Here is a 15,727-nt window from a genome sequence, read left to right as displayed (position 1 = left end):
GGCAGGATCGCGCCCATGTCCCCGTTGTTCTCCCGTATCGGCAGGCGTCGTGCCCTCCAGGGCACAGCCGCCGGTGTCGTCGTCCTCGGGCTGCTGCTGTGGTGGCTGCTGCCGCTGGGCGAGGACCCGCCGAGCGGGTCGATCACCTTCAGCACGGGCACGACGAGCGGCGTCTACTACGAGTACGGCAGCCGCCTGCGCGCGGAGCTCGCCCGCGACATGCCCGATCTGGACGTGAAGCTGTCGACCAGCAACGGATCGCAGGAGAACGTCGCGCGCGTGGCGACCGGCGAGGCCGACTTCACCATCGCCGCGGCCGACGCGGTGGAAACGTACGAACGGCAGCACCCCGGCTCGGCCGCCCGGCTGCGCGGGGTGGCCCGCCTGTACGACGACTACGTCCAGCTCGTGGTGCCGCGCGACTCCGACGTCCGTTCCGTCGCCGACCTGCGGGGCAGAACCGTGGCGACCGGGCTGCCGCGCTCGGGTGTGCGGCTGATCGCCGAGCGGGTGCTCAAGGCGGCGGGCCTGGACCCGGCGAAGGACATCACGGCCGTGTCGCAGGGCATCGACACCGGTCCCGAGCAGCTGAAGAAGGGCAAGATCGACGCCTTCTTCTGGTCCGGCGGGGTGCCCACGGCCGGGCTGGAGAAGCTGGCCGACACCTTCACCTTCCGGTTCGTACCGATCGGCCCCGACCTCGTCGCCAAGATGCACGACCAGGACGACTCCACCGGGTTCTACCGGGCCACCAACATGCCGGAGTCGGCGTACCCCACCATCCAGAACGGCTCGACGGTGGCGACGATCGCGGTGTCCAACCTGCTGATGACCCGTACGGACATGGCGCCCCGGCTCACCGAGTGGCTGACCCGGACGGTGATCAAGAGCCGGGACGGGATCGGTGCGCATGTGCACTCCGCGCAGCTGGTCGACCTGCGCACGGCCATCTACACCGACCCGCTGAAGCTGCACGAGGGCGCCCGGCGCTACTACCGCTCCGTCAAGCCGTAGGACCCCCGGCTACGACGTCGGAGACCTCGGCACCGACACGGTCGCCGTCAGTCCACCGGGCTCGTGATGGTCGTACGAGAGGGAGCCGCCGCCCGCCGCGAGCAGGGCCCGGGAGATGGACAGGCCGAGACCGGAGCCCTTGATGTTCTGGTGGCGGCCGCTGCGCCAGAAACGGTCGCCCACGCGGGTGAGTTCCTCGTCGGTCAGCCCGGGACCGTTGTCGGTGACGACGACGGTCGAGGTCTCGCCGTCGGCCGTGACCGTGACCGTGACGCTCTCCCCCTCCGGGGTGAACTTCACCGCGTTGTCGATCACGGCGTCCAGCGCGCTGGACAGCGTCACCGGGTCGGCCCATGCCGTGGTGGGCGGGCAGTCGCCGACCAGCCGGACGCCCTTGGCCGCGGCGGTGGGCGCCCAGGCGGCCACGCGCTCGGCGGCCAGCGCGCCGATGTCGGTGACCCGCAGGTCGGCCTCCGCGTGCTCGGCCAGGGCCAGGTCGAGCAGGTCGTCCAGGACCTGGGCCAGGCGCTTGCCCTCGTTCTGGACGGAGGCGATCTCCTCGTTGCCCTCCGGGAGCTCGTACCCGAGCAGTTCGATGCGCAGCAGCAGTGCGGCGAGCGGGTTGCGCAGTTGGTGCGAGGCGTCGGCGACGAAGGCGCGCTGCTGCTCCAGCACGTCCTCGACGTTGTCCGCCATCTCGTTGAACGCCCCGGCCAGCCGCCGGAGTTCCGGGGGCCCGCCGGCCACCGCGACCCGGGACTTCAGGCGGCCGCTCGCGATCTCGTGGGTGGTGGCGTCCAGGACCCGCACAGGCCGCAGCACCCAGCCGGTCAGCCGCAGGGCGGCGCCGATGGCCAGCAGCATCGCGGCGATCTCGCCGGCGCCGACGACCAGCCAGCCGTGCAGGATCCGCGACCGCATCGGCCCGGTGGGCGAGTCGGTGACCACGACGGCGACCACGTCACCGTCCCGGATGACCGGCGACGCCACGACGAGCCGGTTGCGCTGCCATGGCCACACCTGCCGGGGGTCGTGGCTGCGACGGCTGAGCAGCGCCTCCTCGAATGCTTCCCGCACCTCCCCCGTTTCGGGGAGGTACCAGTCCCTGGGGGCATGAGCCATGGGGGTGTCGGTGCCGTAGAAGACACCGGCACGAATGCCGTAGACGTCGTAGTAGCTGTCGAGCTCCCGGCTGAGCGTCGCGCGTCGCTCGTTCGTCGCCGACGCGGAGTCGTTGACGCCCGACGAGGCGGTGACGAACTGGGCGAGCGCCGCGAACCGCGCGGTGTCGTCGATGCGGTCGACGACCACGTTCTGCTGCTGGGCGCCCGCCACACTGACGGCCAGCGGCACCCCGAGGGCCAGCAGTACGGCCGCCATCAGCACGATGAGCAGCGGCAGGAGACGTGTACGCAACCGCGGGCCCCGCTATGCGCCCGGGGCGACGAGCCGGTAGCCGACGCCGCGTACGGTCTCGATCAGCGCGGGCATGCGCAGCTTGGCGCGCAGCGAGGCCACGTGCACCTCCAGGGTGCGCCCGGTCCCCTCCCAGCTGGTGCGCCACACCTCACTGATGATCTGTTCCCGGCGGAAGACCACACCGGGACGCTGGGCGAGCAGCGCCAGCAGGTCGAACTCCTTGCGGGTCAGTTGGACGACCGAACCGTCCACCGTGACGCGCCGGGTGGGCAGTTCGATGTGCACGGGGCCCAGGCGCAGCGCGTCCTCCCCGCCGGCCTCCTGGTCCTCGTGGACGGTGCGGCGGCTGACGGCGTGGATACGGGCGAGCAGTTCCCCGGTGTCGTACGGCTTCACCACGTAGTCGTCGGCCCCCAGGTTGAGGCCGTGGATGCGGGAGCGCACGTCGGAGCGGGCGGTCACCATGATCACCGGCGTGGCGGTGCGCTTGCGGATCTTGCCGCAGACCTCGTACCCGTCCTGGTCGGGAAGGCCCAGGTCGAGCAGCACGACCCCGAAGCCGGGGCCCTCCGGGACGAGCGCCTGGAGCGCTTCCTCGCCACTGCGCGCGTGGGTGACGTCGAAACCGTGCCGCTTCAGGACCGCGGACAGGGCGGCGGCGACGTGGTTGTCGTCCTCGACGAGCAGCAGTCTCATGCCGGCCTCCTCCGGTTCATCGGGCATACGGTCTGACTCACTACAACGGGCGTTCGGTTCTCCGTCGGGAAAAACGCGGGCACACGCGTGTGTGCATCATGGCAGTCACGCTGATGGACGAGGACGCCGTCAAGAGGGTTCCGGTTGCACCCGGCTTCCGTTATCCGCCCGATACGCCCGCAGGTCACAAGTGCTACGACACGTGTCCGATTGCTATCGGATCGTGATGCTCAGATTCCCCTCAGATGTAATGACGCTGGTCGCAGCAGGTCACTACTGTCCTCCGAAACCGAGGAGGACGGAGCACCAGAGCGATGACCGAAGTATCGGTGACCAAGGAAGACGCGGTCGCGAGCGGTGAACTGGTCGTCCTGAAGAGCGTCAACAAGCACTTCGGCGCGTTGCACGTTCTCCAGGACATCGACCTCACGATCGACCGCGGCGAGGTCGTCGTGGTCATCGGACCCTCCGGGTCCGGCAAGTCGACCCTGTGCCGCACCATCAACCGCCTGGAGACGATCGACGAGGGCGCGATCACCATCGACGGGAAGCCGCTGCCCCAGGAGGGCAAGGCGCTGGCCCGGCTGCGTGCCGACGTCGGCATGGTGTTCCAGTCGTTCAACCTGTTCGCGCACAAGACCGTGCTCGAGAACGTGATGCTCGGCCAGATCAAGGTCCGCAAGGCCGACAAGAAGAAGGCCGAGGAGAAGGCGCGCGCCCTCCTCGACCGGGTCGGTGTGGCCACCCAGGCCGACAAGTACCCCGCGCAGCTCTCCGGCGGTCAGCAGCAGCGCGTCGCCATCGCGCGGGCGCTGGCGATGGACCCGAAGGTCATGCTCTTCGACGAGCCGACGTCGGCTCTGGACCCCGAGATGATCAACGAGGTCCTCGAAGTCATGCAGCAGCTGGCCCGGGACGGCATGACGATGATCGTCGTCACCCATGAGATGGGTTTCGCACGATCGGCTGCAAACCGCGTGGTGTTCATGGCGGACGGACGCATCGTCGAAGAGGCTGCGCCCGACCAGTTCTTCAGCAATCCGCGCAGCGACCGTGCCAAGGACTTCCTGTCGAAGATCCTGCACCACTGACCTGCATCTGACGGAACCCGCACCGCACGCAGTACTTCACCACTCTTCTAAGGAAGTTCCTCATGAAGCTTCGCAAGGTCACCGCCGCCTCCGCCGCAGCCCTCGTCCTCGCCCTGACCGCCACCGCCTGCGGCGGCGACGACAACAAGGACGACAGCGGTTCCTCCGGCGGGGACAAGAAGATCGCTGTGGGCATCAAGTTCGACCAGCCCGGCATCGGCCAGAAGACTCCGCAGGGCTACTCCGGCTTCGACGTCGATGTCGCCACCTACGTCGCGAAGAAGCTCGGTTACAACGCCGACCAGATCGAGTGGAAGGAGTCGAAGAGCGCCGACCGAGAGACCATGCTTCAGCGTGGTGACGTCGACTTCATCGCTGCGTCGTACTCGATCAACCCGGAGCGCGAGAAGAAGGTCGACTTCGCCGGCCCCTACCTCCTCGCCCACCAGGACGTCCTCGTCCGCGCAGACGACGACACCATCAAGTCCCCGGCGGACCTCAACAAGAAGAAGCTGTGTTCCGTGACCGGCTCTACCTCGGCGCAGAACATCAAGGACAAGCTGGCTCCCGACGCGGACCTCCAGAAGTACCCGACGTACTCGGCCTGCCTGAGCGGTCTTCAGAACAAGGCCATCGACGCGTTGACCACGGACGACTCGATCCTCGCCGGCTACGCCGCTCAGGACCAGTTCAAGGGCAAGTTCAAGCTCGGCGGCTTGAAGATGACCAACGAGAACTACGGCATCGGAGTCAAGGAGGGCAGCGACCTCAAGGCAAAGATCAACAAGGCTCTTGAGGAGATGGTCGCTGACGGTTCCTGGCAGAAGGCCGTGGAGAAGAACTTCGGCCCGGCCAACTACAAGGCGGAGGCAGCGCCGAAGATCGGCGACGTCAAGAGCTGATGAAGCGCCCAGCCAGTGCGTCGCCCGCTGAGGGCGGCGCACTCGGGCCAACCCACACGCGGAAGCGCGGGAGATCGTGTTCGACTTTCTTGAAGGTTACGACCTGTTGGGCGCCTTCTGGGTGACTGTGCAGCTCACGCTGCTCTCGGCCGTCGGCTCCCTGTTCTGGGGGACCCTGCTGGCAGCCATGCGCGTCGGCCCAGTGCCCCTGATGCGCGGCTTCGGCGCCGCCTACGTGAACATCGTGCGGAACATCCCACTGACGGTGATCATTCTGTTCACCTCGCTGGGGCTCAACCAGACCCTGGGCATCAGCCTCGGCGCCCACGACTTCGACAGCATCAACTTCCGGCTCGCCGTGCTCGGCCTGATCGCCTACACCTCGGCGTTCGTCTGCGAGGCAATCCGCTCGGGCATCAACACCGTGCCGGTCGGCCAAGCGGAGGCGGCCCGCGCGGTGGGGCTGAATTTCACCCAGATCCTGACACTGATCGTGCTGCCCCAGGCCTTCCGCTCGGTGGTCGGCCCGCTGACCAACGTACTGATCGCCTTGACCAAGAACACCACAGTAGCCGCTGCAATCGGTGTCGCCGAAGCCGCCCTGCTCATGAAGGAAATGATTGAGAACGAGGCACAACTCCTGCTGATCTCCGCGGTATTCGCGTTCGGCTTCTTGTGTCTGACGCTGCCGACCGGCTTGATTCTCGGCTGGGTGGGCAAGAAGGTAGCGGTGAAGCGATGAGCTCCCTCCTGTATGACGCCCCGGGACCCCGGGCCAAGCGGCGCAATGCACTCTTCACGGTCCTGTTCCTGGCCGTACTCGTCGCAGTGCTGTGGTGGGTGTACAAGAGCCTGGACGAAAAGGGCCAGCTCGAGTGGGTGAAGTGGGAGCCATTTTTCTCCGGCTCCGAGGCGTGGACCACATATATTCTGCCCGGCCTGAAGAACACCCTGATCGCGGCAGCCCTGTCCATGCTCCTCGCGCTACCTTTGGGCGCCGTGTTCGGGATCGCACGCCTCTCGGACCATACATGGATCCGAATTCCGGCCGGCGCGATCGTCGAGTTCTTCCGCGCCATCCCAGTATTGATCCTGATGATCTTCGGTGTGGCCCTGTACTCCGAGTACACGGACGTCAGTTCCGACGACCGCCCACTGTATGCGGTTGTCACCGGCCTGGTGCTCTACAACGCCTCAGTACTGGCGGAGATCGTCCGCGCGGGCATCCTCTCCCTCCCCAAGGGCCAGACCGAGGCGGCGCAGGCGATCGGCCTTCGCAAGACCCAGACCATGACGTCGATCCTGCTCCCTCAAGCAGTCACGGCAATGCTGCCGGCTATCGTCAGTCAGCTCGTCGTGATCGTGAAGGACACCGCCCTCGGCGGCGCGGTACTCACGTTCCCCGACCTGATCGCCGCAGTGAGCCCAATGAGCTCGTACTACGGCGCCAACACCATCGCCAGCTTTACCGTTGTGGCCGTCATCTTCGTTGCGATCAACTTCACCCTCACGAGCTTCGCGAGTTGGCTGGAACGCAGGCTGCGCCGCAGCAAGAAGAGCACGGGCGCGGTGGTCGGAGTGGAGGCGATCGAGGACCTTGAGACCGTGGGCCACGCCCCACCCGAGCCGGGCGGCGGCATCAAGGAATAGGTTCGACCGATCTTCGGGTTCGGCACGAGGGGTGACGCGAACAATGGCGTCACCCCATCATTTTTCATCTCCGCCCTGCCAGAGCCCTGATCTTTCCGTGTGGCCGTTCAGGCTCAGTAGGCATCGGACGGATCGCCGGCCGTCGCACCAAGCGCGGAGACGAGGGTCTGGACGCCGGACCCTCCCCAGCCCCAGCCCCAGCCCCAGCAGATTCTGCGCCGGATCATGGACGCCATCCTGCATGGCGCCCGTGCCGGGATCCCGTGGCGCTATCCGGTCCGAAAGCATCGCGTGCCGGGAAACTGTCACAGGTATTTCGCAGCGTGGTGAACGGCGGCGTCTTCGACCAACTCATCGGCGCCCGCTCGGCATCACAGCCAGACCTCAGCCTGCCTGCGATCAGGGCAGACAGCCGAAACGGCCCGCCGAAGAAATCGGCGGGCCGTCCCCGGAAGTAGGTTAACCCGTTGTCCACTTACCACCGGTCTTGACCTGGGTGAACGGTGGGCAGGAGACGATGGACTGCCCGCTGGACTTCCAGACCACTGCATCACGCTCAACGTCTGGGCCACCGCCAAAAGCAAGGCAGCGCACCCACGCCCTATACTTTCCGCCATTACTTTTAGTGCAAACGACATACCACCCGTTGTCGTACTTACCGTCGTAACATCCACTCGGGGCAGCCATGACGGATGCGTCACTTACCGGCGCCGCATTGGCAGTACCTTGGAGCCCGAGAGAGAAGCACGCCACCACTCCCATGGCGGCGGCTTGCGCCTTCCACAGCTTGTTCATTTTCACTGACCCTTTCTCGATCGGTCCGGCCTACTTCAGGAGACCTTGGTCCAGATTCCCGCGTACACGGCCTTGGAGTCTCCCTGGCAGTACGCTATGGACTTCCCTGCCTTCCTCCAAGGGCCGTCGTAGTCGACGATCTTTCCGTTCGGAAACTTGCACCCAACAGTGGCCGCGTACGAGCCGCCATTGTCATCGGAGCATTGAGCGATCGAGCCCCAGTAGCCGCCAACCTCGTAGTGGCAACCACTGGGACGTCCTGCGGCCGCGGATTCTGAAGCTGACGCGGATGTCCCGGCCTGGAGCGCGAACGCGCCGGCAAAGAGGACTCCAAGTGCCGCAGTCGTCACAGCCCGTCGAGCTCGGATACCAACTAGCAACTTTCTTCACCCGATTCCATGAGTCACGGTTTGTTCAATTGCAGTGCCGTGCCGCCTGCGGCGGTGACCGACATTCATCGCGATCAACAACGCCACGTCCTGCAACGCGGTACATTCGATTCGACCCCTTGCCGAACCGGTCACCATTCAATGCGACTCACGCGTCCCCCAACATCCCCTTTCCGGGGGGGTTCTCCTCACATTGCCCCCAAATCGGCTATTCACCGCAAAAGCGGCACCCCCAAGACTCCGAGCACATCACCAGGCCTCAGGGAAACCTCAAATCTTCCGACGGGAAGAATGAAATCGCTTGACGTCACACCAAAGCCAAGGAAAGGATAATCGGAAATAGGCAACCCTGACCAGGTGACCTAGTGGCATGACTCCGCGCCCAGTGGAGCATTTCCGGGGGTTCGAAATGAGAATTGTGATCAGCGGTGAAGAGAACTTACTGAACGACACTCTCCACGCCGTACTGACCTCTCAGAGGTTTCTTACGGTCACCGCCGCAGAAGCGAAACCAGACATCATTATCAGGATTCACACCCAAGGCAGCGAGTCGGTTGAATTCCTGCACAATGCCGCGAATTCCGGCATCAGGGTTCCCATCCTTGTACTAGCAGAGCGAGTTCCCGACAGCGATGTTCGCCAGATCCTAGCCATGGGTGCAGCCGGGATCTTACTCCGGGATACCGCCGCACGGCACATTCCCTGGGCGATTCCAGCAATATCGAACGGCTGCCGTGTCGTCTCGCCAGAGATCTCCGAATCGATGATCAGCGAGTACCTCAGAAATGGCGTAATGACGCCTCAGGAAGAATCTGCACGCGAAAGAATATGCCGCTTGAGCCGCAGGGAACACGAGGTTCTGCACCTCCTCAGCCGAGGTATGTCGAACCGGGAAATCGCCGGCACCCTCTTCATCAGCCCGGAAACAGTAAAGGATCACGTCCGGGCCATACGCTCGAAATTGGGTGCCCCTACGCGTGTCCAGGCCGCTCATGTGGCATGGCTTGCTCGCATCGCGGCCACCGAGAGCGCTGCCTGACCTCAATCCTTCGGGGGTCTCGTCGGTTCAGCCAACGAGCTCGTGCACAGTGGGCCGCGGCCCGGCGGAAGGGCGGCTCGTTGAGCTGCGCATGATGGGGGTTGAGACGCGCGAGTTGATCGTTTGTGAGTATCGCGTCCCGGGGTCACGGCCAGACGTGATGGCTGAAGATCGGTCCGTGCGGCCGCTGCCGGCGCATCGTGGCTGCACCATCGCCGCCGGCATTCGGCTGCATACCCCGGCCGACGTGATCACCTGGGCGCCGACGGACAGACCGCAATCATCGACGGCACCGAGATCCGCGTGCGCCGCCCAGCCGTCGGCCGCAAGGACCGGGACGAGTTCATCTCCGGCAAGACCAGGCGGAACGCCGTGAGGTCCATGATCCTGACGGACGCCGGGGGGCGGATTCTCTTCGCCGGCGCGGTGCTGCCAGGCAGTTGCGCGGACATCACCCAGCCCTGCCAGCTCGGCCGACCAGGCTTCTTGTCGACGCCCCGTTCAGAGAAGTCCTCGCAAACGCCGGCTGCCAAGGCCTGGGCGCATCGACCGGCGGACACGTGGTGACACCTCCGCACCGCAAGTCCAGGAAGAGCGCCCCCGCCTGGTGGAAGGAAACGCACGCATCACAGCGCAAGGCCCACTCCTCAGGGCATATCCGCGTCGAGCACGGCATCGCTCACCTGAGGAACTGGCGGGCTCTCGCCCTTCGGCACGGTCGCCACGAGCACTTGAGCGACATGGTCCAAGCCCTGCCGTGCTCGAACGTTCCAGGTCTTCGAATCGGCGCTCCGGGCAACACTCCAGGGGAGCAGGACCAAGAGGGCAGGCCACGACTGAAAGCCCTCGACTGGCGCAAAGGTGAACAACGCGGAGATCCTTCCAGGCGCCACGTCCGTCCGTCACTTGACGCAAACAGCGACAATGAGTTGCATACGTTCTGTGATCGTGCACCCTGCTCCTACCTCTTGTTCCCTTACGTCCCTGAGGACACCGTCGCGGGCAGGGGGCGGCACGCCGTGGACCCGGTGATCATCGTCGGAGCGGGGCCGGTGGGGCTCACGCTCGCCCTTGCGCTGGCGCGCCAGCAGGTGCCGTCCGTGATCCTCGACGAGGGCCCCGGCAAGGACGAACCACGGCTCGCGCGCACCGTCGTCCTGCGCGAGGACACCGCCGCCCTCATCGAGCGGCTCACCGGAGTGCCCCTCGACGAGGCCGGGGTCCACTGGGCCGGATGGCGGTCGATGCGGCGCAAGCAGGTGACGCGCGAGGTCAGGTTCGACGACGCGACGGATCCCGCTCCCCTGCACATCGCCCAGCATGTGCTGACGGGCATCCTGCGCGCCGCACTCGCGGGCCAGCGGCTGGTGAAGATCGCCGTGGACAGCCGCCTGGACGGCATCGAGCAGGAACCTTCCGGCGTCACGGCCCACACGCGCGGCCCCCAGGGCACGTGGTGGCGTGGCAGCCATCTGATCGGCTGCGACGGCCCGCGCTCCACGGTCCGCAAACTCCTCGACATCCGCTTTCCCGGCCGTACCGCGGTGGAACGACACGCCGTGGCCGCGCTGCGCACGGAACTTCCGTGGCCCGATCAGGCGTTGCTCCATCGGACCCCGCCGTGGCGGGTGTCCGGTCCCTCCGCCGGGGAAGTCACCGGACGCCCGCTGCCGGACGGCGTCTGGCGCCTGGACTGGCTGCTGCCGCCCGGCAAGGACCTCGTCACGCCCGAGCTGCTCGTGGCCCGTGTCCGGGAGACCCTGGCGGGCTGGAGCAGCGGTTCCACGCCCGCCTACGAGCTGCTCGACACCGGCGTCCACACCGTGCACCACCGGCTGGCCCGCCGCTGGCGCGTGGGGCGGGTCTTCGTCGCCGGGGACGCCGCGCATCTGCTCGGCGCGTTCGGCACCCAAGGCCTCGACGAGGGCCTGCGGGACGCCGACAACCTGGCCTGGAAGCTGGCCCTGGCCTGGCATCACGGGTCGCACGAGGCGCTGCTCGACAGCTACCAGGCGGAGCGGCGCGCGGCCGTCGCCGCCCGGCTGCGCGCCGCCGACCAGGCACTGCCGGTGCTGCGCGGCGGCGCGGGCATAAGGGCCTACGTCCCCGGCACGACCCGCGGTCACGACGTGCTGCTCACCGACGGCCACCTGGGCCGCGGTCCGCTGGGCGCGCCGGGCACCTACGACGGTTCGCCGCTCGCGCCCCGGCATCTGGAGGCGGAGGTGCCGGTGGACACGCCTCCCGGTGCGCCGGTCGAGGACGTGCGCGTGACCGCGGAGGACGGCTCGTTCGTACGGCTGCGGGACCGGCTGGGGCGCGGTGCCCTGCTCGTCCTGCTGATCGCGCCGGGCACCGGCGTGTGGGAGCGCAGGCACTGGGTGGGCGCCGGGATCATGCCCCGGCTCGCCGCCGCGGTGACGGCCCTGCCGAGCCCGGCCGAGCTGCTGGTGGCCGAGAGTTATCCGGGCGCGGCCGCGCACACCGTTCTGCTGATCCGGCCCGACGGCCATCTGGTCACCGCGCTCGACGGAGTACGCGCGGCCGATCTGTACGCGGCGGCGGAGGCGACGGTGGGCGGGCCTGCGGGGACACGGGAGCCGTCCGAAGCGGGGGCCACGGCGGGCTCCGCGGCCAAGTGACGGTACGGCCCCGCCCGGCGCACGCCGGCACGAGAAGCCGGACTACGACCGGACGACGACCGGGCGAGAACCGGAGCCGAAAGCCGGAAGAGAGCCGAACGAAAATCGCACGATCGCACCGGCTGTGACTGTGCGGTCCACATGGTGACAGTGAGTTGACCGGGGTACACCGGCGTGGTGTACTCCGGATCGTGACCGACACCGATGTGCGCCTGTGGCGGAGGGTCCATATGGACCTCGTCCGCTATGCGGGCTGCGTGTGTCGCCCGTCCTGCTGAATTCGCATCCCCCATTCCCACCGGCGCGCGCCGCCGATGCGCACCTCACCTCGTGCGCGGCCGCGCGCTCCCCGCGAACGCTCCCAGGACGGTATCCGTGTCTGTCTCTCCCTCCGTGCCCATCGCCGCCGTCGCCGCCGCGCCCACACAGGCGGACCTCCTCGACTTCGTCCGGCGCACGGCCGCCGACGCCGAGCTGATCGCCTCGCTTCCCCTCGACCCCGAGGGCCGCACCTGGGTGCGCCTGGAGGGTCCCGGCGGCAGCGAGGCCTGGCTGATCGGCTGGCCGCCCGGCACCGGCACCGGCTGGCACGACCACGCCGACTCGGTCGGCGCCTTCCTGATCGCGCAGGGCGAGCTGAAGGAGTACTCGCTCGCCGCGCGGCTGCCCACCGACGGCTGGAAGACCCTCGAGCTGACGGACGACGTGGACCGGGAGCGCACACTGCCGGCCGGCCGGGGCCGCTCCTTCGGACGGCACCACGTCCACGAGGTCCTCAACCGGTCCACCGAGGAACACGCCGTCTCCGTCCACGCCTACTACCCCCCGCTGCCGCGCATCCGCCGCTACAGCCGTACGGGACACGTCCTGCGGCTGGAGCAGGTCGAGCGCCCGGAGGACTGGCAGTGAGCGGCCCGGTCATACCTCAGGAGCGCCGACCGGACGGCGAACGGCCGACGGGCGTGGACGAGCTGCTCGAGCGGGTGCGTGCGGGGTACGCGCGCGTGGAGGCGCGAGAGGCGTACGAGGCCGCCCGCGCGGGTGAGGCGCTGCTCATCGACATCCGGTACGCGGCCCTGCGCGAGCGGGACGGTCTGATCCCCGGTGCCCTGGTCGTCGAGCGCAACGAACTGGAGTGGCGTCTCGACCCCCAGGGCAGTCATCGCCTCCCCGAGGCCACGAGTCATGGCGTGCGGGCGGTCGTGATCTGCAACGAGGGCTACGCGTCGAGCCTGGCCGCCGCTTCCCTGCACCAACTGGGGCTGCACCGGGCCACCGACCTCGTCGGCGGTTTCCAGGCGTGGCGGGCGGCGGGGCTCCCCGTGACGTCCTAGCGGGGCTGCGGCGCGCCGGGCTCAGTCCGGCGGGCAGTACAGCGGGGCCGTGTCGGCGTTGTCCCGGGTGACCAGGCGGACGGGCGTCTTGTCGATCCTGTCGGCCCGCTGGTCCTTGCGGAGCAGGGAGACGACGTTCTGCACCGCCAGTTCACCGGTGTCCGCGGCCGAGTTGGAGACCGTGGCGGCGAGGCTGCCGGCCTTGAGCGCGGCCAGTGCCTCGTCGGTGCCGTTCACCGTCACGATCCTGACGTCCTCGGCCCCGGCCGCGTCGAAGGCCTTGCGGGCGGCGAACGCCATCTCCTCATTGGCGACGAAGGCGTAGTCGAGGCCGGGACTGTCCTTGATCATGGCCGCGGCGACCGTCCGCGCCTTGACGGGGTCGTACATGCCGGGCCGGCTCGCCACCACCTCGGCATTGTCCGGCAGCCTCTGGGCGAAGGCCTCCGTGAGCAGGTCGGAGGCGGCACCGGGGGCTCCCGCGATCACCGCGACGCTCACCGCGCGGCCGGCGGCGTCCCGCTCGATCCACTCGGCGTCCAGTTCCCCCACCTCCTTCAGATCGACCACGACAGCCCCCAGCAGGTCGGACGTGTCGTCGGGGGTGACCGAGGTGAGGAAGATCGGCACCCCGGCCGCCTTCGCCTCCGCGATGTCCCCCTTGAGGGCCTCGACGTCGACGGTCTGCACTATCAGCGCGTCCACCTTGCGGGCGATCATGGCCTCGATGTTGGAGACCTCCGTGTCGCCGTCCTGGCGCGAGTTGGCCGTGAAGAGATGGACGCCGTTGTTGCGGGCCGTCCGCTCGACGGACTCCTGAAGGCACGTATGGAACTCGGTGGTACCGCCGTTGACGAAGCCCAGCGTGATCCTGCCCTTGACCGCCCCCGCCGGTGCCGTGGCCTGCGAAGGCCACACTCCACAGCCGGTGAGCAGCAGACCGGCGCCGAGGACCGACACGACGAGCGGTCTTCGGGAGCGGGTGGGCACGGGCATGGCGGGGCCGCCTTTCAGGAGGTGCGGGAGGCAACCCCCGCACGTCAGGCGGGGGTTCATGGGCGGCAGCAGACGGTACCGGCAGGCCGGGCGAGCTCACCCCTCCGGGAGCGCAAGGTAATCCTGCGCTCCCCGGGGGCTCGGAGATCACGCCTCCCGGCAGGGGGCCGGGGGATCGCTCACTCCTGCGCCGTCGCCACCGTCACCGCGCGCACCCTCAGCGCCACGCGTCCCGGCACAGCGGTGGCGACCAGTGCGAGCAGCCCGGCCCCGGCAACCACCGTGGCGTACACGAGCGGTACGACCGCCGGCGCAGCCCGCCCGGTCATACCGATGCTGAACGTGGGGAACGCGTCCGCCCACGGGTCGTCGTCCTCCGCGTCCCTCTGGAGCCGCTCGAAGAGGTCCGGATCGGCTGCGTAGGCATGGTGGTTCAGCTCGTCCATGACGAGCCGCATCTCGGGACTCTGACGGCTGCGCGGGGGAAATCGGCGGTCCCCGGGGACCGCCCGCCACCAGCGCTCCCGATGCGTGGACGGCTCCGCGCGCCGCGCTTCGGCCGGGTGCTCGCCCCGGTGCGCGGGCTTCTCTGCGTCGGTCTCCTCGACGAAGCCGTACCTGGCCAGCTCACGCAGGTGGTAGCTGGTGGATCCGGTGTTCAGGCCGAGGGCGCGGGCGAGGGTCGCCGAGGTGGCCGGGCCGTGCAGGGTGAGGTGTTCGAGCATGCGCTGACGGCGTGGCTGGGCGAGCGCCCTGAGCGCGGCGAGGTCGCCGAGTTCGACGGGGGCCGCGGAGGCGTGTTCCGCTTCCGGGGGCTCGTTGGCACCGGGTTCCTGGGACATGCGTACACACTCGCCTGTGCACAGGTGCTTGTGCACTGCGGTGGTCCGGCGTCTTCAGCGGGGGGGTTGTCCCCACCCCGCTACGGGAGATCCTGCGCTCAGAACCCCTCGTTCAGAGCACCTCGTTCAGAACCTCTCGCCGTCCAGGAACTCCGTGTCCTGACCCTCCTCCTCCAGCGCCTGTCGGACCACCCGCAGGGCCATACCCTCGGGATAGCCCTTGCGTGCGAGCATGCCGGCGAGGCGCCGCAGCCGTTTGTCGCGGTCGAGGCCACGGGTCGAGCGCAGCTTGCGGGCGACGAGCTCGCGCGCCGTCTCCTCCTCCTGCTCGGAGTCGAGCCGGCCGACGGCCTCCTCGATCAGCTCCGAATCGACCCCCTTGGTCCGCAGCTCCTGGGCGAGCGCTCGCCGGGCCAGCCCCCGGCCGTGGTGCCGGGACTCCACCCAGGCGTCCGCGAAGGCGCCGTCGTTGATCAGCCCGACCTCCTCGAACCGCGAGAGCACCTCCTCCGCCACGTCGTCCGGGATCTCCCGTTTGCGCAGGGCGTCGGCGAGTTGCTTCCGGGTGCGCGGGGTCCCGGTGAGCAGGCGCAGGCAGATCGCCCGTGCCCGCTCAGCCGGGTCCCCTGAAGACTCCCCCCGCTCGGCCCTCGACGAGGAGGAGGGGCCTTCGTCCTCGGCGGACGGTTCTCCGAAGCCGCGCCGACGGCGCCCACGCCCACCACGTGGACCTCCATCGCCGCCGCGCCGCGCCCGGCCACCACGGGGCCGGTCGTCGCCGTCCGTCCCCTCACCGCGGTGCGAGCCGCCCTCCGGCCGGTCGTCGCCGGCCTGGGCGGGGCCGTCGTCGGCCCCGCCCCCCGCCCCCCGGGGGGTGTCGGGGTAGACGTAGTCGGCCCAGTCCGTTCGTCGCGTCAC

Annotated in this window: 16 protein-coding genes; 11 read left to right on the top strand and 5 right to left on the bottom strand. The window is 68.4% G+C overall.

The features are described 5' to 3' along the window. Positions 1–15: 15 nt before the first annotated feature. Positions 16–1,014, top strand: a complete 999-nt coding sequence (locus tag G9272_RS33020) for a TAXI family TRAP transporter solute-binding subunit (protein ID WP_171399897.1) — start codon at positions 16–18, stop codon at positions 1,012–1,014. A gap of 9 nt (positions 1,015–1,023) precedes the next feature. On the opposite strand, the gene G9272_RS33015 is transcribed toward G9272_RS33020, so the two are convergent. Both G9272_RS33015 and G9272_RS33010 read right to left on the bottom strand, forming a co-directional pair. Then, positions 1,024–2,430, bottom strand: a complete 1,407-nt coding sequence (locus tag G9272_RS33015) for a sensor histidine kinase (RefSeq protein ID WP_171399896.1) — start codon at positions 2,428–2,430, stop codon at positions 1,024–1,026. 12 nt (positions 2,431–2,442) lie between these two features. Then, positions 2,443–3,129: a response regulator transcription factor gene (locus G9272_RS33010; RefSeq protein ID WP_171399895.1), complete on the bottom strand. Its 687-nt coding sequence runs from the start codon at positions 3,127–3,129 to the stop codon at positions 2,443–2,445. 314 nt (positions 3,130–3,443) lie between these two features. Here G9272_RS33010 and G9272_RS33005 point away from each other — a divergent pair, with 314 nt between their 5' ends. The 10 genes from G9272_RS33005 to G9272_RS32970 all read left to right on the top strand — a co-directional run bounded on the left by G9272_RS33005 (position 3,444) and on the right by G9272_RS32970 (position 12,971). Next, positions 3,444–4,220, top strand: a complete 777-nt coding sequence (locus tag G9272_RS33005; RefSeq protein ID WP_171399894.1) for an amino acid ABC transporter ATP-binding protein — start codon at positions 3,444–3,446, stop codon at positions 4,218–4,220. A gap of 62 nt (positions 4,221–4,282) precedes the next feature. Continuing rightward, entirely contained in the window at positions 4,283–5,122 is an 840-nt protein-coding gene (locus tag G9272_RS33000) for a glutamate ABC transporter substrate-binding protein (RefSeq protein ID WP_171399893.1), read from the top strand. 76 nt (positions 5,123–5,198) lie between these two features. Beyond that, positions 5,199–5,864, top strand: coding sequence for an amino acid ABC transporter permease (locus G9272_RS32995; RefSeq protein ID WP_171399892.1), 666 nt, complete (start codon positions 5,199–5,201; stop codon positions 5,862–5,864). Beyond that, the gene (locus G9272_RS32990) at positions 5,861–6,772 is read left to right on the top strand and encodes an amino acid ABC transporter permease (RefSeq protein ID WP_171399891.1); all 912 of its coding nucleotides are present in this window, start codon (positions 5,861–5,863) and stop codon (positions 6,770–6,772) included. The genes G9272_RS32995 and G9272_RS32990 overlap by 4 nt, the downstream gene beginning before the upstream one ends. A 1,593-nt stretch (positions 6,773–8,365) precedes the next feature. Then, positions 8,366–8,995, top strand: a complete 630-nt coding sequence (locus G9272_RS32985) for a response regulator transcription factor (RefSeq protein WP_171399890.1) — start codon at positions 8,366–8,368, stop codon at positions 8,993–8,995. A 303-nt stretch (positions 8,996–9,298) separates the two neighbouring features. Continuing rightward, positions 9,299–9,562 (top strand): transposase family protein, encoded by a 264-nt coding sequence (locus G9272_RS45550; RefSeq protein ID WP_253268013.1) that lies wholly within the window; start codon positions 9,299–9,301, stop codon positions 9,560–9,562. Positions 9,563–10,014: 452 nt separating this feature from the next. Next, entirely contained in the window at positions 10,015–11,637 is a 1,623-nt protein-coding gene (locus tag G9272_RS32980; protein WP_171399889.1) for an FAD-dependent monooxygenase, read from the top strand. A 191-nt stretch (positions 11,638–11,828) separates the two neighbouring features. Then, entirely contained in the window at positions 11,829–11,915 is an 87-nt protein-coding gene (locus G9272_RS46240; protein ID WP_311605579.1) for a putative leader peptide, read from the top strand. Between the two features lie 97 nt (positions 11,916–12,012). Then, the gene (locus G9272_RS32975) at positions 12,013–12,546 is read left to right on the top strand and encodes a cysteine dioxygenase (protein WP_171399888.1); all 534 of its coding nucleotides are present in this window, start codon (positions 12,013–12,015) and stop codon (positions 12,544–12,546) included. Further along, complete coding sequence (locus G9272_RS32970; protein ID WP_171399887.1) at positions 12,543–12,971, top strand: rhodanese-like domain-containing protein; 429 nt, start codon at positions 12,543–12,545, stop codon at positions 12,969–12,971. Before G9272_RS32975 ends, G9272_RS32970 begins: the two co-directional genes overlap by 4 nt. Before the next feature lie 21 nt (positions 12,972–12,992). Here the strand turns inward: G9272_RS32970 and G9272_RS32965 are convergent, their stop codons facing one another. The 3 genes from G9272_RS32965 to recX form a co-directional block, all read right to left on the bottom strand. Then, entirely contained in the window at positions 12,993–13,967 is a 975-nt protein-coding gene (locus G9272_RS32965; protein ID WP_171399886.1) for a sugar ABC transporter substrate-binding protein, read from the bottom strand. A 179-nt stretch (positions 13,968–14,146) separates the two neighbouring features. Further along, complete coding sequence (locus tag G9272_RS32960; RefSeq protein WP_253268012.1) at positions 14,147–14,809, bottom strand: winged helix-turn-helix domain-containing protein; 663 nt, start codon at positions 14,807–14,809, stop codon at positions 14,147–14,149. 126 nt (positions 14,810–14,935) lie between these two features. Continuing rightward, positions 14,936–15,727 carry a recombination regulator RecX gene (gene recX / locus G9272_RS32955; protein ID WP_171399885.1) on the bottom strand — a complete coding sequence of 264 codons (792 nt, stop codon included), beginning with the start codon at positions 15,725–15,727 and terminating at the stop codon, positions 14,936–14,938.

Source organism: Streptomyces asoensis (assembly GCF_013085465.1).
GTDB lineage: Bacteria > Actinomycetota > Actinomycetes > Streptomycetales > Streptomycetaceae > Streptomyces > Streptomyces cacaoi_A.
This window is presented reverse-complemented; position numbering and strand designations above follow the sequence as displayed.

Coding starts and splice junctions, on each gene's coding strand:
- G9272_RS33020 (WP_171399897.1), top strand. CDS start 16: ATGTCCCCGTTGTTCTCCCGTATCGGCAGGCGTCGTGCCCTCCAGGGC.
- G9272_RS33010 (WP_171399895.1), bottom strand. CDS start 3,129: ATGAGACTGCTGCTCGTCGAGGACGACAACCACGTCGCCGCCGCCCTG.
- G9272_RS33005 (WP_171399894.1), top strand. CDS start 3,444: ATGACCGAAGTATCGGTGACCAAGGAAGACGCGGTCGCGAGCGGTGAA.
- G9272_RS33000 (WP_171399893.1), top strand. CDS start 4,283: ATGAAGCTTCGCAAGGTCACCGCCGCCTCCGCCGCAGCCCTCGTCCTC.
- G9272_RS32990 (WP_171399891.1), top strand. CDS start 5,861: ATGAGCTCCCTCCTGTATGACGCCCCGGGACCCCGGGCCAAGCGGCGC.
- G9272_RS32985 (WP_171399890.1), top strand. CDS start 8,366: ATGAGAATTGTGATCAGCGGTGAAGAGAACTTACTGAACGACACTCTC.
- G9272_RS32965 (WP_171399886.1), bottom strand. CDS start 13,967: ATGCCCGTGCCCACCCGCTCCCGAAGACCGCTCGTCGTGTCGGTCCTC.
- G9272_RS32960 (WP_253268012.1), bottom strand. CDS start 14,809: ATGTCCCAGGAACCCGGTGCCAACGAGCCCCCGGAAGCGGAACACGCC.